General features: G+C 64.0%; 26 protein-coding genes. 3 read left to right on the forward strand and 23 right to left on the reverse strand.

Annotation, left to right across the window (positions count from 1 at the left end):
• The first annotated feature begins 54 nt into the window (after positions 1-54).
• On the forward strand, positions 55-516 hold the full coding sequence (locus ABRP34_RS07280; protein ID WP_353712730.1) for an Hpt domain-containing protein: 462 nt from the start codon (positions 55-57) through the stop codon (positions 514-516).
• Between the two features lie 3 nt (positions 517-519).
• Here the strand turns inward: ABRP34_RS07280 and ABRP34_RS07285 are convergent, their stop codons facing one another.
• Positions 520-1,305, reverse strand: a complete 786-nt coding sequence (locus ABRP34_RS07285) for a response regulator transcription factor (protein ID WP_043419282.1) — start codon at positions 1,303-1,305, stop codon at positions 520-522.
• Positions 1,306-1,556: 251 nt separating this feature from the next.
• Here ABRP34_RS07285 and ABRP34_RS07290 point away from each other — a divergent pair, with 251 nt between their 5' ends.
• Complete coding sequence (locus ABRP34_RS07290) at positions 1,557-3,224, forward strand: HAMP domain-containing sensor histidine kinase (RefSeq protein WP_353712731.1); 1,668 nt, start codon at positions 1,557-1,559, stop codon at positions 3,222-3,224.
• A 134-nt stretch (positions 3,225-3,358) separates the two neighbouring features.
• Complete coding sequence (locus ABRP34_RS07295) at positions 3,359-5,236, forward strand: DUF222 domain-containing protein (protein WP_353712732.1); 1,878 nt, start codon at positions 3,359-3,361, stop codon at positions 5,234-5,236.
• 25 nt (positions 5,237-5,261) lie between these two features.
• Here ABRP34_RS07295 and ABRP34_RS07300 read toward each other — a convergent pair whose 3' ends face one another.
• The 22 genes from ABRP34_RS07300 to rplN form a co-directional block, all read right to left on the reverse strand.
• Positions 5,262-5,747: an ATP-binding protein gene (locus ABRP34_RS07300; protein ID WP_353712733.1), complete on the reverse strand. Its 486-nt coding sequence runs from the start codon at positions 5,745-5,747 to the stop codon at positions 5,262-5,264.
• Between the two features lie 141 nt (positions 5,748-5,888).
• Positions 5,889-6,770 carry a response regulator transcription factor gene (locus tag ABRP34_RS07305; RefSeq protein WP_353712734.1) on the reverse strand — a complete coding sequence of 294 codons (882 nt, stop codon included), beginning with the start codon at positions 6,768-6,770 and terminating at the stop codon, positions 5,889-5,891.
• A gap of 108 nt (positions 6,771-6,878) precedes the next feature.
• Entirely contained in the window at positions 6,879-7,769 is an 891-nt protein-coding gene (gene truA, locus ABRP34_RS07310) for a tRNA pseudouridine(38-40) synthase TruA (protein ID WP_003803730.1), read from the reverse strand.
• A 31-nt stretch (positions 7,770-7,800) separates the two neighbouring features.
• Complete coding sequence (gene rplQ / locus ABRP34_RS07315; RefSeq protein WP_003803731.1) at positions 7,801-8,385, reverse strand: 50S ribosomal protein L17; 585 nt, start codon at positions 8,383-8,385, stop codon at positions 7,801-7,803.
• Positions 8,386-8,463: 78 nt separating this feature from the next.
• Complete coding sequence (locus tag ABRP34_RS07320; RefSeq protein ID WP_003803733.1) at positions 8,464-9,474, reverse strand: DNA-directed RNA polymerase subunit alpha; 1,011 nt, start codon at positions 9,472-9,474, stop codon at positions 8,464-8,466.
• A 131-nt stretch (positions 9,475-9,605) separates the two neighbouring features.
• Complete coding sequence (rpsK, locus tag ABRP34_RS07325; RefSeq protein ID WP_003803734.1) at positions 9,606-10,007, reverse strand: 30S ribosomal protein S11; 402 nt, start codon at positions 10,005-10,007, stop codon at positions 9,606-9,608.
• 71 nt (positions 10,008-10,078) lie between these two features.
• A complete protein-coding gene (gene rpsM, locus ABRP34_RS07330) occupies positions 10,079-10,453 on the reverse strand; it encodes a 30S ribosomal protein S13 (RefSeq protein WP_003803743.1) in 375 nt (124 codons plus the stop codon).
• Between the two features lie 172 nt (positions 10,454-10,625).
• Complete coding sequence (gene rpmJ / locus ABRP34_RS07335; RefSeq protein ID WP_009358722.1) at positions 10,626-10,739, reverse strand: 50S ribosomal protein L36; 114 nt, start codon at positions 10,737-10,739, stop codon at positions 10,626-10,628.
• A gap of 70 nt (positions 10,740-10,809) precedes the next feature.
• On the reverse strand, positions 10,810-11,031 hold the full coding sequence (infA, locus tag ABRP34_RS07340; protein WP_011775571.1) for a translation initiation factor IF-1: 222 nt from the start codon (positions 11,029-11,031) through the stop codon (positions 10,810-10,812).
• Between the two features lie 169 nt (positions 11,032-11,200).
• Entirely contained in the window at positions 11,201-12,274 is a 1,074-nt protein-coding gene (locus ABRP34_RS07345; RefSeq protein WP_353713329.1) for a P1 family peptidase, read from the reverse strand.
• 138 nt (positions 12,275-12,412) lie between these two features.
• Positions 12,413-13,240, reverse strand: coding sequence for a type I methionyl aminopeptidase (map, locus tag ABRP34_RS07350; RefSeq protein WP_003803750.1), 828 nt, complete (start codon positions 13,238-13,240; stop codon positions 12,413-12,415).
• A gap of 112 nt (positions 13,241-13,352) precedes the next feature.
• Positions 13,353-13,922: an adenylate kinase gene (locus ABRP34_RS07355; protein WP_175304999.1), complete on the reverse strand. Its 570-nt coding sequence runs from the start codon at positions 13,920-13,922 to the stop codon at positions 13,353-13,355.
• Positions 13,923-13,927: 5 nt separating this feature from the next.
• On the reverse strand, positions 13,928-15,238 hold the full coding sequence (secY, locus tag ABRP34_RS07360; RefSeq protein WP_003803753.1) for a preprotein translocase subunit SecY: 1,311 nt from the start codon (positions 15,236-15,238) through the stop codon (positions 13,928-13,930).
• Positions 15,239-15,434: 196 nt separating this feature from the next.
• A complete protein-coding gene (gene rplO, locus ABRP34_RS07365) occupies positions 15,435-15,917 on the reverse strand; it encodes a 50S ribosomal protein L15 (RefSeq protein WP_003803756.1) in 483 nt (160 codons plus the stop codon).
• Positions 15,917-16,123, reverse strand: coding sequence for a 50S ribosomal protein L30 (gene rpmD / locus ABRP34_RS07370; protein ID WP_003803757.1), 207 nt, complete (start codon positions 16,121-16,123; stop codon positions 15,917-15,919). The genes rplO and rpmD overlap by 1 nt, the downstream gene beginning before the upstream one ends.
• 3 nt (positions 16,124-16,126) lie before the next feature.
• Positions 16,127-16,843 (reverse strand): 30S ribosomal protein S5, encoded by a 717-nt coding sequence (gene rpsE, locus ABRP34_RS07375; protein ID WP_003803760.1) that lies wholly within the window; start codon positions 16,841-16,843, stop codon positions 16,127-16,129.
• The gene (rplR, locus tag ABRP34_RS07380; protein WP_003803763.1) at positions 16,840-17,223 is read right to left on the reverse strand and encodes a 50S ribosomal protein L18; all 384 of its coding nucleotides are present in this window, start codon (positions 17,221-17,223) and stop codon (positions 16,840-16,842) included. The genes rpsE and rplR overlap by 4 nt, the downstream gene beginning before the upstream one ends.
• 2 nt (positions 17,224-17,225) lie before the next feature.
• Positions 17,226-17,762 (reverse strand): 50S ribosomal protein L6, encoded by a 537-nt coding sequence (gene rplF / locus ABRP34_RS07385; RefSeq protein ID WP_003803764.1) that lies wholly within the window; start codon positions 17,760-17,762, stop codon positions 17,226-17,228.
• 18 nt (positions 17,763-17,780) lie between these two features.
• Positions 17,781-18,179, reverse strand: a complete 399-nt coding sequence (gene rpsH, locus ABRP34_RS07390) for a 30S ribosomal protein S8 (protein WP_003803767.1) — start codon at positions 18,177-18,179, stop codon at positions 17,781-17,783.
• Positions 18,180-18,261: 82 nt separating this feature from the next.
• Positions 18,262-18,843 (reverse strand): 50S ribosomal protein L5, encoded by a 582-nt coding sequence (rplE, locus tag ABRP34_RS07395; protein ID WP_003803769.1) that lies wholly within the window; start codon positions 18,841-18,843, stop codon positions 18,262-18,264.
• Positions 18,843-19,202, reverse strand: a complete 360-nt coding sequence (gene rplX, locus ABRP34_RS07400; protein WP_003803770.1) for a 50S ribosomal protein L24 — start codon at positions 19,200-19,202, stop codon at positions 18,843-18,845. Before rplX ends, rplE begins: the two co-directional genes overlap by 1 nt.
• Before the next feature lie 3 nt (positions 19,203-19,205).
• Positions 19,206-19,574, reverse strand: a complete 369-nt coding sequence (gene rplN / locus ABRP34_RS07405) for a 50S ribosomal protein L14 (RefSeq protein ID WP_003803789.1) — start codon at positions 19,572-19,574, stop codon at positions 19,206-19,208.
• Between the last annotated feature and the right edge of the window lie 36 nt (positions 19,575-19,610).

The raw sequence follows: 19,610 nt of genomic DNA on the forward strand, positions 1-19,610 counted from the left end.
ACAGGATCCAAGCTCAATCAGGGTTTTCCCAACCTCAGAAAGTAGCCTTAAGTCATGTCCATTTCAGGTTCCGGAGCAGCCGACAGCAGCGCCCACGGCGTCTGCTTCCCGGCGTCCGGCGCCCCTGATGGCAGGGCTCACAACGAATCGGAGAGTGCCACCTTGCCCGTCCTCGACCTCGATGTACTTCACGAACTTGAAGAAGACATGGGCAGTACCGGGGTGGCGCACAACTTCGCCCGGGACTACATCAGGATCTGGGACAAGCGCCGGACTTACCTTGAAGCGTCAATCGCAGACGACGACGCCGAGGCCGCCATGGACGCCGTCCTCAGCCTGAAGAACTCAGCACTGATGGTTGGCGCCGCACGGCTGGCCCAGCTGGCGGTGCAGCTGGAACGCCTCGTCAAGTGCGGCGACCTGCCCGCTGTACGCCGACTGCTGCCATTCGTGGCGCTAACCGGCGAACAAACGGTCAGCGGCCTGAAGGTGGGTTACCTCCCGCCGGAGGCCTGAAACCTACTCCGCCCGTTTCGGCGCCAACCGGTAGCCAACGCCGCGCACCGTCACCAGCCACCGGGGATCCTGCGGGTCCTCCCGGAGCTTACGGCGCAGGTTGCCGATGTGCACCTCAACGGCCCGCTCGTCCGCTTCGCTGATGTAGGTGTCCTCGCCGTAGTACTCGCCCCGCACCACACGCACCAGGTCAGCCCGGGTGCGCACGGCGCCCGTTCCTTTCAAGAGCTCATGCAGCAGGTCGAATTCGCTCCGGGTCAGCCCCAGGGGCGTGCCGCGCAGGGCCACGGTCCGGGTTTCGGTGTCGAGAGCCAGCCCGTTGTGGAGCAGCACGCGGCCCCGGCGTGAACCGGAGGAACCGGATGGGCCAAGCGACCCGGACTCCGCAACAGACGAGGATGCGACCTCACCGGAAGCAACCCTGGGCCGGCGCAGCATGGCCGAGATGCGGGCCCGCAGTTCGCGTGGCCGGAAGGGCTTGACGATGTAGTCGTCAGCACCGCCCTGCAGCGCGGTGATGGTGTCCAGCTCCTCGTTGCGGCCGGTGAGCATCACCACGTAAGCATCGCTGAACTGCCGAATGCGGCGAAGGACCTCGAACCCGTCAATGTCCGGAAGACCGACGTCGAGGGTTATCACGTTTGCCTGGCGCTGCCTGGCCACATCAACCCCGTCACGGCCGGTCCCTGCCGAGTGCACCTCAAAACCGGCCTGCTGCAAAACCGCGTCGAGGAGATTCCGAACGTCGACATCGTCCTCGATAACCACGGCAACACCAAGATCGCCCACCACTACCTCTATCCAGGTAAAACCACCGCACAGCCCAGCGCAATGCGGTAAGCGCTACCAGATTACCTACGCTACAACGTAGAGCAGCCGAAAGACCGAAAATTGCCGATATCTTTTAGACGCACAACGGACAGCAGCGCCGTCCCCTCCAATTACCGAAGAATAGATGTGCATAATGGGCTTCATGTCTTCGTTTAACCACGAGTGGCCCGGGAATTCGGCAGCGCAGGCGAGTACCGGACGCAGCAGCATTGGGTGAGCAGGTGCTGGTCCACGACACGGACCGATTCTTCCGCCGGCTGCAGCCCCGCATCCAGGTGGCCCTCTGCCAGCTTCCGGTGACGGTCATTCTTGCCGCCCTGGCGATCGCCGCCCCCGCAGTATGGCCAACGCTGATCCAGAGCGGTGTTTTTATCGCGTCCATCGTCCTGATGGTGGCGATGTTTCTCGCCTGCTTTCTGGTGCCTTGGGAACGGCTACCGCCCAACGCATATCTGGTAATTCCGATACTCGACCTGGTGTTGATCGGACTGGCCCGCAACGGTGCCGTTCCTGCGGTGGCCGGGCTGGGCGTCCTGGCAATATTTCCGGTGATCTGGCTTTCCAGCTCCGAAGCCTACCCGCGAACCACCGTATTCCTGAGCTTTTTCGGCCCGCTCCTCATCGGCATTCCGTCACTGGTCCTAAAGTTTCCCAGAATTTCACCTTCGGACATTGCCACGGCAATTCTGCTTCCGCTAATGATGGTGGCGGTCTCGGTGGCAATCAGGTTCGCCGGCGCCAATGTGCGGCTGCAGCGCCAGAGGCTGGAGAAGAAGGATGCCGAGCTCCGCGAACTGCTACTTGAAAGCAGGAACCGCGAACGGCTGCTCAAAACCATTCTCGACACCACGGATGTGGGCATCGTGGCCGTGGATGCCCAGGGCCAGAAGGTGCTGGTTAACGACCAGCAAAAAACGTTCCGACAGGCGGCGGCACCCGTCGGAATGGAGCAGCCGCTGGAAGCCGAGCAGCTCATGTTCGGCCAGGACCGGGTGACCCCGCTTCCGCTGGATAAGCGCCCGATCCGCCGGGCCGTTGCCGGCGAGACTTTCGCGGACTACCTGGTGTGGCTGGGCGAGGGATCAACGCAGAGGGCCGTCTCCACCGCTGCGCGAATCATCAAGAACGACGACGGCGGGTTCAGCGGGGCGGTCATCGTCTACAGTGACGTCACGGGTCTGGTGGAAGCCCTCTCCGCCAAGGAAGAGCTGATATCCAACGTTTCGCACGAATTCCGCAGTCCGCTGATGTCCGTGCTGGGCAATGTGGACCTGGTGCTGGATGCAGCGGACCGCCTGTCCCCTGATTCCGTGCACCGGCTGGAAGTGGTGCAGCGCAATGCCGAGCGGCTGCTCTCCCTCGTATCCGAGCTTCTGGTGTCGGCGTCCGCTGTCCTGGCTGTGTATCCCCGCCGGACGGATCTGGCCGGCTTGATCGAGAACAGCATCGGCTCCGTCCAGGCGCAGGCGGACGCCAGCAACGTCTCCCTCACCACCGACGTACCGGCGCCCCTCTGGGCGCACGCCGACCCGCTCCGCATCGGCCAGGCTCTGGACAACCTGGTGTCCAATGCCATCAAATACTCTCCCGACGGCGGCAAAGTCACCGTGAGTGCCCGGCGCAGGGACTCCTGGGTTCAGCTGAAGGTCCAGGACACCGGCATGGGCATCAGCGAAGAGGAGACATCGCGCGTCTTCACCCGCTTCTTCCGCAGCCAGGCCGCACGCCAGGCGGCCATTCCCGGTGTTGGGCTCGGGCTGTCCATCACCAAGACCATCGTGGAGCGGCACGGCGGTGCCATCTCCTGTGAGAGCAAGCCCGGTGCCGGCACAACCTTCACTCTCACGCTGCCGGCCGAAGGAACCCCCGGGTCCTGACGCGAGTTTAAGGCAGATCCGGTTTCAAGGCAGATCCGGTTTTCCACAACGATTTGGAATTCCACAACGACCGGTTTTCCACAACGACCCGGGGCAGGGTCGTTTCTGTCACAGGCCGGTGGCATGCTGTGGGTATGGATCAGGCGGCAGTTGTGAAGACGTTGGACGCCATCGGCGCCTCCGCTCTTTCGCTGGCTGCTGCGCTTCGCCGGGCGGCTGATCCGGGCACGGCGGACGCGGACCCGCAGCCGGGTGACGCGGACACGGACCCGACGGGCGCAGATCCGCAACCGGACAGAGCGGATCCACAGCCGGATGGCGCGGATCCACAGCCGGATGGCGCGGATCCACAGCCGGATGGCGCGGATCCGCTGCGGGACCAGGCGGATGCGTGCCTGGACGGGCTGGCAGGTGTGGCCGGGATGGAGGCCCGGCTGGCGGCCGTGAAGGTGCACCTCGCTGCCGGTTTCGCTGAGGCGGAGGAGGCGATGACGCCGCCGGACGCGTCGCCGCAGGAGCGATCTGTCCTGCGGATGTCCGTGACTGCGTCGGTGGCGTGTGCGCTGACCGTGAGTGAAGGGTCGGCTGCGCGGTTTCTGTCCGAATCCGCCACGCTGACCACGGACCTGCCGTTGACGTTGGCCGGGATGGGGTCAGGAACGCTGTCGTTACAGCATGCGCGGGTGGTGTGTGATGAAACGGACGGGCTCGATCCCGAAGCCGCCGCGGCCTTGGAAGCCCACTTCCTGGAGCCCGATGCCCCCTGCCCGGCGCGCGGCTGCCCCGCCGGGGAGCTGACTCCATCAAGGTTTCGGGCCAGGGCACGTGCCTGGCGGGAACGGCATCATCCGGTGAGTATCGAGGCCCGCCACCGCAAGTGTGCGAAGGACCGGCGGCTGGAGTATGCCCCGGACCGGGACGGCATGGCCTGGCTCTCGGCGTACCTGCCCGCGGACCAGGCCGCCGGGATCTGGGACCGCACCACTGCCGCCGCCCGCGCCCTGCAGGGACCTGCCGAAACACGGACCCTGACCCAGCTCCGGGCTGATGTGGCCGCCGGATGGCTGCTGGACCCGACCCCTGGGGTTGACGGAGCGCCGGCTGGCTCCCTGCCGGCAGACGCCCTATCCGCTGGTTCAGCGCCTCCCGGTCATGTGCCGTCCCCGCGGGCGCAGGTCCTGGTCACGGTTCCGGTGTTCTCGCTGCTCGGACAGACGGAGGAACCGGCCATCCTGGACGGGTACGGGCCGATCCCCCCGTCCATGGCCCGCCGGCTCGTCGCCGACGGCTGCACGTCCTTCCTGCGGGTCCTGACCGACCCTCGGGACGGGGCACCGCTGGAGATCGGACGCACCAGCTACCGATTGACGAAGCCGATGCGCCACTGGCTCCGGCTCCGAGACGCGCGCTGCACGTTCCCCAGCTGCAACAACCATTCCCTGGACAACGACGCCGACCACATCCTGGCTTGGGCCGACGGCGGGACCACCGGGATCACCAACCTGGGCCAGCCCTGCCCCAAGCACCACCGCCTGAAACACACGTCGGCGTGGAGACCGGTCGATGCCACCCGCGAGAGCCCGCCCGGCTGGATCTCACCCGCGGGACGGTCCTACCCAGCGGAACAACAGGACTGGGAACCACCCACCTGGCCGGAACCGCCGCCCGGCCACGACTGGCCGGAGCCGCCGGCCATGCCAGGCCGACCGGAATGGCAGGATCTTCCCAACGGCTTCCCCGAGCCCGAGATCACTGGGCCTCCGGCCTGGCCTGAACCGCCCGACATCCCAGAACCACCAGACTGCTCTGAACCTCCCGACATCCCAGAACCACCAGACTGCTCTGAACCTCCCGACTGGCCCGACGCCGCCGCCGGCTTCGTGGGCTCCGCCAATCCCGAGGGCGTCATCGGCCCTGACAGTTTCGTCGGCCCCGACGCCCTCACGGACCCGGAACCACCACTGCCCATGGATCCTTGGCCCGATTGGGCATCATCATCAACTGCAGCGTAGAAAGGCCCGCCAACCTTGTGAGGTGCTAATCCAGCGGCAGGTTCACGGTGACGCAGGTTCCCGCCGAAGGAGACGACTCCATTGTCATCCGGCCGCCGGCTGAACTGACGGCCAGACGCATGAGCCGCAGCCCCATGCCCGAGTGCCTGCCGTGCGTGGCGGCCTCAACGTCGAAGCCGCTCCCGTCGTCGGTCACGCGGAGCTGGACAGCGTGGTTGTCGCCGGAGCGGCAGACGCAGCACAGCCGGACTGTCACGGAGGACGCGTCGGCGTATTTATGGATGTTGCTCAGGAGCTCCTGCGCCGCCCGGTAAAGCAGCGTGGCGGACTTCCTGTCCACTTCCATTCCATGATGGGGCGCCTCGAGGTGCACGGTGATCCCGCGCTCGCGCAGCGGGAGGGCCAAACGGTCAATCGCCCCCGCGACGCCTAGCGCGTAGAAATCAACCGGATGCGTATCGGTGAGAACGCCACGGACTGCGACGACGTCGTCGCTTGTAAGTGATTTCATGTTCCAACTGTGCGCCTGGCGCCTTGTTATTTTCTTGTAACTTTCCGGCGTGTCCCCCGTTTGATTCCCGGCGTGTCCCCCGTTTAGAGGGGCGCACCGGAGGCGCGCGGCTTTGCGCTACGCAAAGAGCAACGCATTCCGCTACGCGAGTGTGTAGCCAGCCCCGCGAACCGTCTTGAGCCAGCGCGGTTTCCTCGCGTCGTCCCCCAGCTTGCGGCGCAGGTTGCCTATGTGGGTCTCGATGATCCGGCCGGGGTCCCGTACCCCGGCCGGCGCGACTTCCGGGTTGTCAGTTTCCCGCTTCACGAGGCCCAGAAGTCCGACGAGTTCCGCCTTGGTGACCACGCCGCTGCCGCGCTGCAGCAGGATGTGCAGCAGGTCGAACTCGGTCCGGGTCAGCTGCAGCGCGCGCCCTCCGAGGGTGGCCGCCCGCGTTGCGCAGTCGAGCTCCAGCCCCTTGTGCTCGTAACTGCGCTCATAGCCGCGGGCGGGTGCACAGCCCGTTGCCGCAAGGTCCCGGACAGCCGTAGGTCCCTGGGCCGGGTCCGGTGCCTGCACAGTCTTCGCCGTCGCCGTTGCCGTGGCGAAGGTCCGCAGCCGAGGCGACACCAGCGGTGGTTCCCGCGGGGTCACGATCGGCGGGACCGTCAGCTGCCGGGGCCTTCGCAGCATGCCGTCAACGCGGGCCCGGAGCTCCCGAGGCCGGATGGGCTTGACCATGTAGTCATCAGCCCCGGCGTCGAACCCCTTCAGGGTGGTCCGCAGGTCACTCCGCGCAGTGATGATCAGGATGTACGTGTGGCTGAACTCGCGGATGCGCCGCAGCACGTCGTAGCCGTCGGTGTCCGGAAGCACCAGGTCCAGCGTGACGGTGTCAGGCTGCTTGGCACGCACCAGCGCCACCCCGGATTCGCCGGTGGTAGCGCAGTGCACCGCGAATCCGGCCTCTTGGAGCGTAGCCCGCAACAAGGACCGGACTTCCTCATCCCTGTCGATGACGACAACGATGCGACGATCATTCATCCCTTACCCCCCGTAAGGACCGCATGACTAAAGACTGCGTCTCAGCCTACTAGCCGCGCGCCCGGAAACGAGGCACGAGCCCTTGCAACACAAGGTCGCGGGGCAGGGTTACTCCCGCAGCGCGCGCGTGAGCTCTGCCCGGGCGAGCAGTTCCTCATCGGAGGGGTACGCCACTTCTTCGAACACCAGGGGATGCGGCGCGGCCAGCACAGAACGCGCGTCCCGCTTCCGTGCCAGCAGGCGCTCGTGCAGCCACTCCGGAGGCTCCTGTCCCTCCCCCACGTACAGCGCCGAGCCCACCAGGGCGCGCACCATGTTGTGGCAGAAGGCGTCGGCCTGGACGGTGGCAACAATGACGCCGTCCGGCCCGCGGGAAAACTCGAACCGCTGCAGCTCGCGGACGGTAGTGGAACCTTCCCGTGGCTTGCAGAAGGACAGGAAGTTGTGCAGGCCAAGCAGCTTCGCGGCGCCTTCGTTCAGCAGGTCCACGTCCAGGGTCGTCTTATGCCACAGTGTGTCGTACCGGCCGAGAGGGTCCCACTTCTCGGGACCGTCCCCGATCCGGTAGCTGTAGCGGCGCCAGAGCGCGGAGAAACGGGCATCGAAGCCTTCAGGGGCAATCGCCGCGTGGTGCACCACAATGGAGCCGGTCTGGTCCCCCAGCCCGCGGCTGAGCGTGCCCCGCAGGCGGCGCAGAAGGGCGACGGCGGGATCGACGGCGGCACCTCGGCTCAGTCCCAGCCACTCGGCTTCCGTCAGGTCGAGGTGGACCACCTGGCCGCGGGCATGCACACCGGCGTCGGTGCGCCCGGCGACCGTGACGCGCACCGGGCGGCGGATCAGCAGCTCCAGTGCACCTTCCAAGACACCCTGAACGGTCCGCAGCCCTGGCTGCACTGCCCACCCGCTGAACGGACCGCCGTCGTACGCCAAATCGAGCCGGATACGCAAAAACCCGCCGCCCCCCAAAACGGGGGCCGCGGGTTTTTGGTGGTTCATAGACTCAAGTCTATGCGAAGGATTTAGCGAATTACTTCGCGTCCTTGGCCTCGTCGGCAGCAGCCTCGTCAGCGGCAGCTTCCTCGGCCGGAGCCTCTTCAGCAGCAGCTTCTTCAGCCGGAGCTTCCTCAGCGGCCGGGGCCTCTTCGGTTGCAGCCTCGGTCTCAACGACCTCTGCCTCGGGTGCTTCCTCTGCGGCCGGAGCAGCAGCGGCAGCGGCCTGGGTAGCCTCGGCTACAACAGCCTGCTTGGCGGAAACCGGCTCAAGAACCAGCTCGATGACAGCCATGGGAGCGTTGTCGCCCTTGCGGTTGCCGATCTTGGTGATGCGGGTGTAGCCGCCGTTGCGGTTCTCCACAGCCTGCGCGATGTCGGTGAACAGCTCGTGGACGACGCCCTTGTTGCTGATCAGGCCGAGAACGCGGCGGCGGGAAGCGAGGTCGCCGCGCTTAGCGAAGGTGACCAGGCGTTCTGCGTACGGCTTCAGGCGCTTGGCCTTGGTGACCGTGGTGGTGATCCGCTTGTGCTCGAACAGTGCGGAAGCCAGGTTCGCGAGCATCAGACGCTCGTGAGCCGGGCCGCCTCCGAGGCGCGGACCCTTAGTGGGGGTAGGCATAATTGTTTCTCCTCATATGGAAGCCGGGAGGCTGCGCACAACGCGGTGCTGGCCAGCCCCTCGGCCAAGATCTGCTTGTTAGAGCTCGTCGTCGCTGAACGCGGCGTCGTCCTCTTCGATGGCTGCGGCGCGGGCAGCAAGGTCGAAACCGGGAGGCGAGTCCTTCAAGGACAGACCCAGTTCAACCAGCTTTGCCTTGACCTCATCGATGGACTTCGCGCCGAAGTTGCGGATGTCCATCAGGTCAGCCTCGGAGCGGGCAACGAGTTCACCCACGGTGTGGATGCCCTCACGCTTGAGGCAGTTGTAGGAACGGACGGTGAGGTCCAGATCCTCGATCGGCAGAGCCATGTCTGCTGCCAGGGCAGCATCCGTCGGCGACGGGCCAATCTCGATACCCTCAGCTGCGGTGTTCAGCTCGCGGGCCAGACCGAACAGTTCCACCAGGGTTGTGCCAGCGGAAGCAACGGCATCGCGCGGGGCGATGGCCTGCTTGGTCTCAACGTCGACAATGAGCTTGTCGAAGTCGGTGCGCTGCTCAACACGGGTAGCTTCCACGCGGAAAGTAACCTTCAGCACCGGCGAGTAGATGGAGTCAACCGGAATGCGGCCGATCTCTGCGTCGCCGGACTTGTTCTGAGCTGCCGAAACGTAGCCGCGGCCGCGCTCGATGGTCAGCTCGAGTTCGAACTTGCCCTTCGAGTTCAGCGTGGCAATGTGCAGATCCGGGTTGTGGAACTCGACGCCGGCCGGCGGAGCGATGTCCGCGGCGGTGACGACTCCGGGGCCCTGCTTGCGCAGGTAAGCAACAACCGGCTCGTCGTGCTCGGAAGACACGGACAGGTTCTTGATGTTGAGGATGATCTCGGTGACATCTTCCTTGACACCCGGAACCGTCGTGAACTCGTGCAGCACACCATCGATCCGGATGCTGGTTACAGCGGCACCGGGGATGGAGGAGAGCAGGGTACGGCGGAGGGAGTTTCCGAGGGTGTAACCGAAGCCCGGCTCCAGCGGTTCAATGATGAACCGGGAGCGGTTTTCGGAGACGACCTCTTCGGAGAGGGTGGGGCGCTGTGCAATGAGCACTTAGGTTTCCTTTCGGCGAGCATCCGCTATATGACGCAACACAGGTGGTGGAAAATCGGTCTGAGGACTTAACGCGGCGGGCTTGCCCGGACCCGAAACGGGCCCGGGCAAGCTCCGGCTGCGGAAAGTACTTAGACGCGGCGGCGCTTCGGCGGACGGCAGCCGTTGTGCGCGGCGGGGGTGACGTCCTGGATGGAGCCAACCTCAAGGCCAGCAGCCTGCAGCGAACGGATGGCGGTTTCGCGTCCGGAACCCGGTCCCTTGACGAACACGTCAACCTTCTTCAGGCCGTGCTCCTGTGCACGCTTGGCGGCGGCTTCGGCAGCCATCTGCGCAGCGAACGGGGTGGACTTACGCGAGCCCTTGAATCCAACCTCACCGGCGGAAGCCCAGGAGATTACAGCACCGGTCGGGTCCGTGATGGACACGATGGTGTTGTTGAACGTGCTCTTGATGTGCGCCTGGCCAAGCGCGATATTCTTCTTGTCCTTCTTACGCGGCTTGCGAACCGCGCCACGAGTCTTCGGGGGCATTTCTTCTCCTACAGAAAGTTATTTGGGGGAAGGCCGTGCTGATCCCACATTTGCCATCAGGCAAATGCGGTTTAGCGGGCCTTCTTCTTGCCGGCGACGGTACGCTTCGGGCCCTTGCGGGTACGAGCGTTGGTCTTCGTACGCTGACCGCGTACGGGCAGGCCCTTGCGGTGACGCAGGCCTTCGTAGCTGCCGATTTCAACCTTGCGGCGGATATCTGCTGCCACTTCGCGGCGAAGGTCACCCTCAACCTTGTAGTTGCCTTCAATGTAGTCACGCAGCTCTACCAGCTGCGCATCCGTCAGGTCCTTGACCCGAACGTCAGCGCTGATGCCGGTGGCAGCCAGGGTTTCGTGTGCACGGGTCTTGCCCACGCCGTAGATGTAAGTAAGCGCAATTTCCAGCCGCTTTTCGCGGGGAATGTCTACGCCAGCGAGACGAGCCATAGTGGCGGTACTCCTTGAATAAACCGGAGGTCGTAGGCAGTACACCCGCACTTTCAGTGCGGCCCCAGCCTCCGACCGGGGGTTAGCTGTCCGGGCCCATACGTCCCAGTTCAGCTTGTGCTGCCTTTATTTACTTGCGTGGGTTAGCAACCCAGGGATTCCCTGACGGGAATTAGCCCTGGCGCTGCTTGTGGCGCGGGTTCTCGCAGATCACCATGACCCGGCCGTTACGGCGGATCACTTTGCACTTTTCGCAGATCTGCTTGACGCTCGGCTTGACCTTCATGGCGTTCCTTTGCGTGATAGCAGTTGGGCCGATGGAGCGGCCTTAGGCAAATGCCTTGGCCGCCCAACGTTTACTTGTAGCGGTAGACGATACGACCACGTGTCAGGTCGTAAGGGCTCAGCTCCACCACTACGCGGTCCTCAGGGAGAATCCTGATGTAGTGCTGGCGCATCTTTCCAGAGATGTGTGCCAGGACGACGTGCTTATTGGTGAGCTCAACACGAAACATCGCGTTGGGCAGCGCCTCAGTCACTACGCCCTCGATCTCAATGACCCCGTCCTTCTTGGCCATATCCTCCGCTAACTGTTGTTTGCCACAGACCTCCGGCTGGCGCCGGGCATGACTGCGGACGTTTTTGATTTGATTGATCGTCACCCTCCGGCCGCAAATGGGCGTGGCAGGGCAGACAACCAACATGCAACTCTACGGCATTAGGACCGGAAAGTTAAATCCAGCTATGTTAGCGCACATTGCCCGGGTATGCACCAAATTCGCCCGCAGGAGTTGTCACCGCCTGGGCGCTGCTGACCCCGTCCAGGATGGCCAAACGTACGACGTCGGCTGCCGCACTCTGGAGCGTCATGAGACTTATCTGCCGGGCAGTTTCCGTACTCCTGTCCAGCTCCTGGCTGCCGGTGGCGAGGCAGAACACGGTGTCCCCGTCGGCCAGGGTGTGGCTCGGATTCAGCGCCCGCGCCAGCCCCGCGTGGGCGGCGGATGCGGTCCGTTTGCACTCGGCCACATCCAGCACCGCATTCGTGGCGACGACCACGAGCGTGGTATTGAGGGACTGCTGGTTGAGCTTGGGGCCACGACCGCCGGGTTCCCTAACCGAGCTTGCGAGGTTAGGGGGCGGGTGGGGAGCGTAATCACCGTGCGCGGTTTCGACAGGCTTGGTTTCGACAGCCTCGGTTTCGACAGGCTCAACCACCGGAGTGAACGGCAGGCCCAGCGCGTTCACCACAGCCAGGGCACCGACCACCACGCCGTTCTCCAGGGTGAGCGACGCTGTGCCCACTCCCCCTTTGTATGTCCCGCGTCCGATGACCGCTCCAGTGCCGGCCCCCACGTTGCCGCGTTCGACGTCGTGCCCGTCCGTCTGTGCCCCCGCAACTGCAGTGGCCGCGTAGCCCATGGCCTCATCCGGGCGGGCACTGAAGTTGCCGCCGCGGCCGAGGTCGAAGATGGCTGCCGCCGGAACGATCGGCACCACCCCTCCCGTTACGGCGAAGCCGCGGCCCTGCTCCTCGCACCACCGCTGGGCACCGTGTGCTGCAACCAGGCCGAAGGCGCTGCCGCCGGTGAGCACCACGGCGTCCACGGTGCGGACCAGGGTGGTGGGGTCCAGCGCATCCGTCTCGTGGGTGCCGGGTCCTCCCCCGCGGACGTCCACCGAACCTACTGTCCCCACAGGGGGCAGGACCACTGTCACCCCGCTCAACCACCCGCCGTCGGACTTTTGCTGGTGCCCCACACGCACGCCAGGCACATCGGTGATCTTTCCCTGTGCGCCGGCTCCATCACTCGCTCCCATCGCTCCCATGGCTCCCATTCTGCCCCGGGAGCTGACATGGCGACGCAGATAGTTGCCCGTGACGCGCAAAATCCCTGGCGACACTGGGATTCCGGTGTCGTCAGGGATTTTGCGCGTCGCCCAGCTAAATGCGTGTCCTCAGGGAATCGGGACCGGCACCACGCCAAGGGGCACGAGCCTGGCCGCGCCGCCGTCGGGCGCCGAGAGCACCCAGATGCCCTTCTCGTGGACTGCCACGGAGTGCTCCCACTGGCACGAACGCTGACCGTCGGTGGTGACCACGGTCCAGTCATCCTCCAGCACAGCCGTCTCGATGCCGCCGCGCACCAGCATCGGTTCGATGGCCAGGCACAGGCCGGGCCGGATCTTCGGGCCGCGGTGGCTGGTGCGGTAGTTCAGCACGTCGGGGGCCATGTGCATCTCGGAGCCGATGCCGTGGCCCACGTAGTCCTCGAGGATGCCCAGGGGCTTGCCCGGCACCGAGGAAACGTAGTCATCAATGGCCGCGCCGACATCGCCTACGAACTTGCCCTTCGCCAGGGCGGCGATGCCATGCCACAGGGCCGTCTCGGTGACGTCGGAGAGGCGCTGGTCTTCCGGGTCCGGTGTTCCCACGATGACTGTCCGCGCGGAGTCGGAGTGCCACCCGTTGACGATTGCGCCGCCGTCGATCGAGATGATGTCCCCGTCCTGCAGGACCTTGTCGCCCGGGATGCCGTGGACCACTTCCTCGTTGACCGACGTGCAGATCGTGGCCGGGAACCCGTGGTAGCCCAGGAAGTTGGACTTGGCGCCAGCCTCGAGCAGCACCGCAGCGAAGACCTCGTCCAGTTGCCGGGTGGTGACACCCGGCGCTGCTGCGGCCACGGCTGCGTCGAGGGCACGGCTCAGGACGAGCCCGGCCTCGTGCATGGTGCGCATCTGGGCATTGGTCTTGTATTCAATCCGTGGCTGGCCGAATGCCATCAGCGGTGTTTCCTCTCAATGTGCCTCGGCCCGACTGGTAGCGGCCCCAGGGCTAAAAGCCGGAGGCCCCTCCCCATGGTCCGGGAGGAGCCTCGCAGCGTTGGAACTGGTATCAGGCGGCCTGCGCCTCTTTGATGGCCTGCATGACGCGGTCGGTAACCTCGTCGATCTGGCCGATGCCGTCCACCTGGGTCAGGATGCCGCGTTCGGCATACTTGGCCACAACAGCCTCGGTCTGCTCGTGGTAGAGGTCCAGGCGGTGGCGGATGACGGCTTCGTTGTCGTCGCTGCGTCCGGTTTCCTTCGCGCGGCCCAGCAGGCGGGACACGAGCTCCTCGTCGTCCGCTGTGAGCTGCAGGACCACGTCGAGCTTCTGGTCGCCGTCGGCCAGGATCTGGTCCAGGTAGTCAACCTGCGCGGTGGTACGGGGGTAGCCATCCAGCAGGAAGCCGTCCTCGACGTCGCCTTCGCTGAGACGGTCGCGGACCATCTTGTTGGTCACGCTGTCCGGGACGAAGTCCCCGTTGTCCATGTACTTCTTGGCCTCAACGCCGAGCGGCGTCTCGCCCTTCACATTGGCGCGGAAGATGTCGCCGGTGGAGATCGCAACGACGCCGAGGCGTTCTGAAATGCGTTCCGCCTGCGTGCCCTTGCCCGAACCCGGTGGTCCGATAATCAACATTCTGGTCATCGCAATAGCCCTTCGTAGTGACGCTGCTGTAGCTGCGCGTCAATTTGCTTGACGGTTTCCAGGCCAACGCCCACCATGATCAGGATCGAGGTGCCACCGAACGGGAAGTTCTGGTTTGCGTTGATCAGCACGAGCGCCACCAGCGGTATCAGTGCCACGAAGCCGAGGTAGATGGCTCCGGGCAGCGTGATGCGCGACAGGACGTACTGCAGGTAATCCGCGGTCGGCTTGCCGGCACGGATACCCGGAATGAAGCCGCCGTATTTCTTCATGTTGTCGCTGACCTCTTCAGGGTTGAAGGTGATCGCGACATAGAAGTAGGTAAAGAAAACGATCATGGCGAAGTACAGCGCCATGTAGATGGGGTGGTCCCCGCGGGTGAGGTTGTTGTTGATCCACTCAACCCACGGCTGGATCGGTTCCCCGGCCTTCGGCTGGTTGAACTGCGAGATCAGCGCCGGAAGGTAGAGCATCGAGGAGGCGAAGATGACGGGAATGACGCCGGCCATGTTCACCTTGATGGGAATGTAGGTGCTGGTGCCGCCCACGGTGCGGCGGCCGATCATCCGCTTGGCGTACTGCACCGGGATGCGGCGCTGGGACTGCTCCACAAAGACCACCAGGGCAACCGTCAGCAGGCCGATGGCCAGCACAATGAAGAACGTGCCCGGACCCTGCGCGGACCAGATGGCGCCCAGCGAGGTGGGGAAGCCGGCAGCGATGGCCGTGAAGATCAGCAACGACATGCCGTTGCCGACGCCCTTCTCGGTCACGAGCTCACCCATCCACATGATGAGGCCGGTGCCGGCCGTCAGCGTGATGATGATGAGGATCGTGGTGATGACGCCCTGGTCCGGGATGATGGGCAGGTTGCAGCCGGGCAGCAACTGGCCGGAGCGCGCCAGCGACACCAGCGTCGTGGCGTTCAGCAGCCCAAGGGCGATCGTCAGGTACCGCGTGTACTGCGTCAGCTTGGACTGCCCGGAGGCGCCCTCTTCATACAGCTGCTGGAAACGCGGGATGACCACCCGCAGCAGCTGCACAATGATGCTCGCCGTGATGTACGGCATGATGCCCAGGGCGAAGATGGAGACCTGCAGCAATGCACCGCCGCTGAAAAGATTGACGAGCTGGTAGATCCCGCCCTGGGTCTGCCCGTTCGACAAGCATTGCTGGACATTCTGGTAGCTCACACCGGGCGAGGGGATAAAGGCTCCCAAGCGGAAGATTGTGATGATTCCCAGCGTGAACAACAACTTGCGTCGCAGATCAGGCGTTCGAAACGCCCGGCCGAATGCGCTTAGCAAGCGTCCTCCTCAGTAGTTAATAAGTCTCGAGATGCAGGTCTATAAACCCAACAACCGAGTCTAACCGGTGTTTGCGGCATGCGAACAATCCGGAAGACCCAATGGGTATGAAAAAACTCCCGGCACAGGGGCCTCGGCCCCCGTGCCGGGAGTTTGTGCAGCGGGCTAGCGCCCACCGGCTCCGGGACAGAATCCCTTAGAGCGCGGTGGTGCTGCCGCCGGCTGCAGCGATCTTTTCAGCGGCACTGGCTGAGAAGGCGTGGGCGGTGACGTCAACCTTGACGGTGATGTCGCCGGTGCCAAGCACCTTCACAGGCTGGTTCTTGCGAACAGCACCCTTTGCAACCAGGTCCTCCACGGTGACAGCGCCACCTTCCGGGAACAGCTCGTTGAGCTTATCCAGGTTCACAACCTGGAACTCAACCCGGAACGGGTTCTTGAAGCCGCGCAGCTTCGGCAGGCGCATGTGCAGCGGCAGCTGGCCGCCGGCAAAGCCAGCCTTCACCTGGTAGCGGGCCTTCGTACCCTTGGTACCGCGACCGGCGGTCTTACCCTTGGAGCCTTCACCACGACCAACACGGGTCTTGGCGGTCTTGGCACCCGGGGCGGGACGCAGGTGGTGAACCTTCAGAGCGCTCTGCTTCTCAGCAGCTGCGGTCTCGGCTTTCTTCTCTGCCATTACTTCGCCTCCTCAACATTCACGAGGTGCGGAACCGTGTTGAGCATTCCAACGGTCACGGCGTCGGCGGTGCGGACAACGGTGTGTCCGATCCGCTTCAGGCCGAGGGACCGCAGGGTGTCGCGCTGGTTCTGCTTGGCGCCAATGACGCCCTTGATCTGGGTGATCTCCAACTTGGCGTCGGAGGGAGTCAGGTTCTTCGCCATGACTTAGACACCTGCCTTCTGGCTCATCAGAGCCTTCACCAGTGCCGCCGGGGCGACCTCGTCCAGCGGCAGGCCACGGCGTGCTGCCACGGCTGCCGGCTCTTCGAGGCGCTTCAGGGCATCAACGGTCGCGTGAACGATGTTGATGGCGTTGGAGGAACCGAGCGACTTGGAGAGGATGTCGTGGATACCCACGCACTCCAGTACTGCACGGACCGGACCGCCGGCGATAACACCGGTACCGGCGGAAGCCGGACGCAGCATAACGACGCCTGCAGCGGCTTCACCCTGAACGCGGTGAGGGATGGAGTTGCCAACGCGGGGAACGCGGAAGAAGGACTTCTTGGCTTCTTCAACGCCCTTGGCGATAGCAGCGGGAACTTCCTTGGCCTTGCCGTAACCGACGCCGACCAGACCGTTGCCGTCACCAACGACGACGAGTGCGGTGAAGCTGAAGCGACGACCACCCTTGACGACCTTGGAAACGCGGTTGATGGTCACTACGCGCTCGATGTACTGGTTCTTCTCGGCTTCACGTCCGCCATCGCGGCCGCCACGGCCACCGCGGTCGCCGCGGCCCTGGCCACGGTCTCCACGCTCGCCGCGACGGGCGCCACCACGGCGGTCCTCGGTGGCGGGGGCAGTGGTCTCAGCAGCTGCGGCTTCGGTCGCCTTCTCTTCTGCAGACACAGTGTCCTTTTCCTTGTTTGCTTCGGTCACAGTGACAGCCCACCTTCGCGTGCACCGTCAGCAACGGCCGCGATCCGGCCGTGGTACTTGTTACCACCACGGTCGAACACAACAGCTTCGACGCCGGCAGCCTTGGCACGCTCGGCAACGAGCTCGCCAACGCGCTTGGCCTTGGCGGTCTTGTCACCGTCGAATGCACGAAGGTCAGCTTCCAGAGTGGACGCGCTCGCTACGGTCTGGCCAATGGTGTCATCGACAACCTGGACAAATACGTGGCGTGCGGAGCGGTTGACGACCAGGCGAGGACGTACAGCCGTTCCGGAGATGCGCTTGCGGATACGAAGCTGGCGGCGGCTGCGCGAAGCAGACTTGCTCTTGTTCGTACGCTTCTTGTTAATGGCGATGGCCATGGTTACTTACCAGCCTTTCCGACCTTGCGGCGGATGACTTCGCCCGCGTAGCGGATGCCCTTGCCCTTGTACGGGTCAGGCTTGCGCAGCTTGCGAATGTTGGCAGCAACCTCGCCGACCTGCTGCTTGTTGATGCCTGAGACAGAGAGCTTGGTCGGCCCCTCTACTGCAAAGGTGATGCCGGCCGGAGCGGAAACGCTGACCGGGTGGCTGTAGCCGAGAGCGAACTCAAGGTCAGATCCCTTGGCCTGAACGCGGTAACCGGTACCGACGATTTCAAGCTTCTTCTCGTAGCCTGCGGTGACGCCCTGGATCATGTTGGCGATCAGGGTGCGGGTCAGGCCGTGGAGCGAACGGGAGGCGCGCTCGTCGTTCGGGCGGGTGACGGTCAGGGTGCTGTCTTCCAGCGCAACCTCGATCGGGCTGGCCACAGTGTGGCTCAGCTCGCCCTTGGAACCCTTGACGCTGACGACAGAGCCGTCAACCTTGACCTCAACGCCGGCAGGAACGGTGATGGGGAGACGTCCAATACGTGACATTATTCTCTTCCTTTCCCGTTACCAGACGTAAGCGAGGACTTCGCCGCCCACGCCCTTCTTGCCGGCCTGCTTGTCAGTCAGGAGGCCGGAAGAGGTGGACAGAATTGCGATACCCAGGCCACCCAGCACGTGCGGCAGGTTGGTGGACTTCGCGTAAACGCGGAGACCCGGCTTGGAGATGCGACGGACACCAGCGATTGAACGCTCGCGGTTCGGACCGAACTTGAGGTCGATGGTCAGCTTCTTGCCGACCTCGGCGTCCTCTTCCTTCCAGCCGGCGATGAAACCTTCGGCCTTGAGGATGTCCGCAACGCGGGCCTTGAGCTTGCTGTAAGGCATAGACACGGAGTCGTGGTATGCCGAGTTTGCGTTACGCAGGCGCGTAAGCATATCTGCGACAGGATCTGTCATTGTCATTTGGGCACTTGCCCTTCCTCGTAACGGTTTCCGCCGTTCCGTCCCCGGGGGACCAGAGCGGCCGGACCTTTTACGTAGTTAATTAAGCTTCGGTTTTGAACGGGAAACCAAGCGCCTTGAGCAGCGCGCGGCCTTCGTCGTCGGTCTTGGCGGTGGTCACAACCGTGATGTCCATACCGCGGGTGCGGTCGATGGAGTCCTGGTCGATCTCGTGGAACATAACCTGCTCGGTCAGACCGAAGGTGTAGTTGCCGTTGCCATCAAACTGCTTGCCGCTCAGACCGCGGAAGTCGCGGATACGGGGCAGAGCCAGCGTGACCAGACGGTCCACGAATTCCCACATGCGGTCGCCACGCAGGGTTGCGTGTGCACCAATGGGCATGCCTTCGCGCAGCTTGAACTGGGCGATCGACTTGCGGGCCTTGGTGACCTGCGGCTTCTGGCCGGTGATCAGGGTGAGGTCGCGGACAGCGCCGTCGATCAGCTTGGAGTCCTTGGCGGCATCTCCAACACCCATGTTCACTACAACCTTGACCAGACGGGGAACCTGGTTCACGTTCTCGTACTTGAATTCCTCAAGAAGCGCGCTCTTGATGGAATCGGCGTACTTGGTCTTCAGACGAGGAACGATCTTCGTTGCCGGAGTCTCGAGAGTCTCAGTCATTAGATGTCCTTCCCGGAGCTCTTGGCCACGCGGATGCGGACGGTCTTCTTGACGCCGTCCTTCTCTACGGTGTCGAGGCGGAAACCAACGCGGGTCGGCTTCTTGGTGGACGGGTCAACGAGAGCCACGTTGGAAACGTGGATCGGAGCCTCGACAACCTCGATGCCGCCGGTCTTGGTGCCGCGCTGCGACTGGCCGACCTTGGTGTGCTTGGTTACGCGGTTGATACCCTCAACCAGCACGCGGTTGGTGTCCGGGAACACGCGCAGAACCTTGCCCTGCTTGCCACGGTCGCCGCCGCGCTCAGCCTTGGCGCCAGTGATGACCTGTACCAGGTCACCCTTCTTGATCTTAGCCATGGACTAGAGCACCTCCGGAGCCAGAGAAACGATCTTCATGAACTTCTTGTCACGGAGTTCACGACCAACCGGTCCGAAGATACGGGTACCGCGGGGGTCACCGTCGTTCTTCAGGATGACGGCTGCGTTCTCGTCAAACTTGATGTAGGAACCATCCGCACGGCGGCGTTCCTTCTTGGTACGGACGATGACAGCCTTGACGACGTCGCCCTTCTTTACGTTGCCGCCCGGAATTGCATCCTTGACGGTTGCGACGATCACGTCGCCAATGCCTGCGTAGCGACGGCCAGATCCACCGAGAACGCGAATGGTAAGGATTTCCTTAGCACCCGTGTTGTCGGCGACCTTGAGTCGCGACTCCTGCTGAATCACTATTTACTCCTTGCGTCGCGCCGGTTCTCAGACCGA

It is taken from the genome of Arthrobacter sp. K5, assembly GCF_040448525.1.
GTDB classification, from domain to species: domain Bacteria; phylum Actinomycetota; class Actinomycetes; order Actinomycetales; family Micrococcaceae; genus Arthrobacter; species Arthrobacter globiformis.

What these genes read in the sequence shown, in the direction of transcription:
- truA (WP_003803730.1), bottom strand. Translation starts at nt 7,769, where the DNA reads ATGAACCACCAAAAACCCGCGGCCCCCGTTTTGGGGGGCGGCGGGTTT.
- rplF (WP_003803764.1), bottom strand. Translation starts at nt 17,762, where the DNA reads ATGTCACGTATTGGACGTCTCCCCATCACCGTTCCTGCCGGCGTTGAG.
- map (WP_003803750.1), bottom strand. Translation starts at nt 13,240, where the DNA reads ATGGCATTCGGCCAGCCACGGATTGAATACAAGACCAATGCCCAGATG.
- rplE (WP_003803769.1), bottom strand. Translation starts at nt 18,843, where the DNA reads ATGACTGAGACTCTCGAGACTCCGGCAACGAAGATCGTTCCTCGTCTG.
- ABRP34_RS07300 (WP_353712733.1), bottom strand. Translation starts at nt 5,747, where the DNA reads ATGAAATCACTTACAAGCGACGACGTCGTCGCAGTCCGTGGCGTTCTC.
- rplX (WP_003803770.1), bottom strand. Translation starts at nt 19,202, where the DNA reads ATGGCTAAGATCAAGAAGGGTGACCTGGTACAGGTCATCACTGGCGCC.
- ABRP34_RS07355 (WP_175304999.1), bottom strand. Translation starts at nt 13,922, where the DNA reads ATGTTGATTATCGGACCACCGGGTTCGGGCAAGGGCACGCAGGCGGAA.
- ABRP34_RS07280 (WP_353712730.1), top strand. Translation starts at nt 55, where the DNA reads ATGTCCATTTCAGGTTCCGGAGCAGCCGACAGCAGCGCCCACGGCGTC.
- ABRP34_RS07345 (WP_353713329.1), bottom strand. Translation starts at nt 12,274, where the DNA reads ATGGGAGCGAGTGATGGAGCCGGCGCACAGGGAAAGATCACCGATGTG.
- rplR (WP_003803763.1), bottom strand. Translation starts at nt 17,223, where the DNA reads ATGGCCATCGCCATTAACAAGAAGCGTACGAACAAGAGCAAGTCTGCT.
- ABRP34_RS07305 (WP_353712734.1), bottom strand. Translation starts at nt 6,770, where the DNA reads ATGAATGATCGTCGCATCGTTGTCGTCATCGACAGGGATGAGGAAGTC.
- infA (WP_011775571.1), bottom strand. Translation starts at nt 11,031, where the DNA reads ATGGCCAAGAAGGACGGGGTCATTGAGATCGAGGGCGTAGTGACTGAG.
- rplQ (WP_003803731.1), bottom strand. Translation starts at nt 8,385, where the DNA reads ATGCCTACCCCCACTAAGGGTCCGCGCCTCGGAGGCGGCCCGGCTCAC.
- ABRP34_RS07295 (WP_353712732.1), top strand. Translation starts at nt 3,359, where the DNA reads ATGGATCAGGCGGCAGTTGTGAAGACGTTGGACGCCATCGGCGCCTCC.
- rpsM (WP_003803743.1), bottom strand. Translation starts at nt 10,453, where the DNA reads ATGGCTCGTCTCGCTGGCGTAGACATTCCCCGCGAAAAGCGGCTGGAA.
- rpsH (WP_003803767.1), bottom strand. Translation starts at nt 18,179, where the DNA reads ATGACAATGACAGATCCTGTCGCAGATATGCTTACGCGCCTGCGTAAC.
- rpsK (WP_003803734.1), bottom strand. Translation starts at nt 10,007, where the DNA reads ATGCCCCCGAAGACTCGTGGCGCGGTTCGCAAGCCGCGTAAGAAGGAC.
- rpmD (WP_003803757.1), bottom strand. Translation starts at nt 16,123, where the DNA reads ATGGCGAAGAACCTGACTCCCTCCGACGCCAAGTTGGAGATCACCCAG.
- rpmJ (WP_009358722.1), bottom strand. Translation starts at nt 10,739, where the DNA reads ATGAAGGTCAAGCCGAGCGTCAAGCAGATCTGCGAAAAGTGCAAAGTG.
- rplO (WP_003803756.1), bottom strand. Translation starts at nt 15,917, where the DNA reads ATGGCAGAGAAGAAAGCCGAGACCGCAGCTGCTGAGAAGCAGAGCGCT.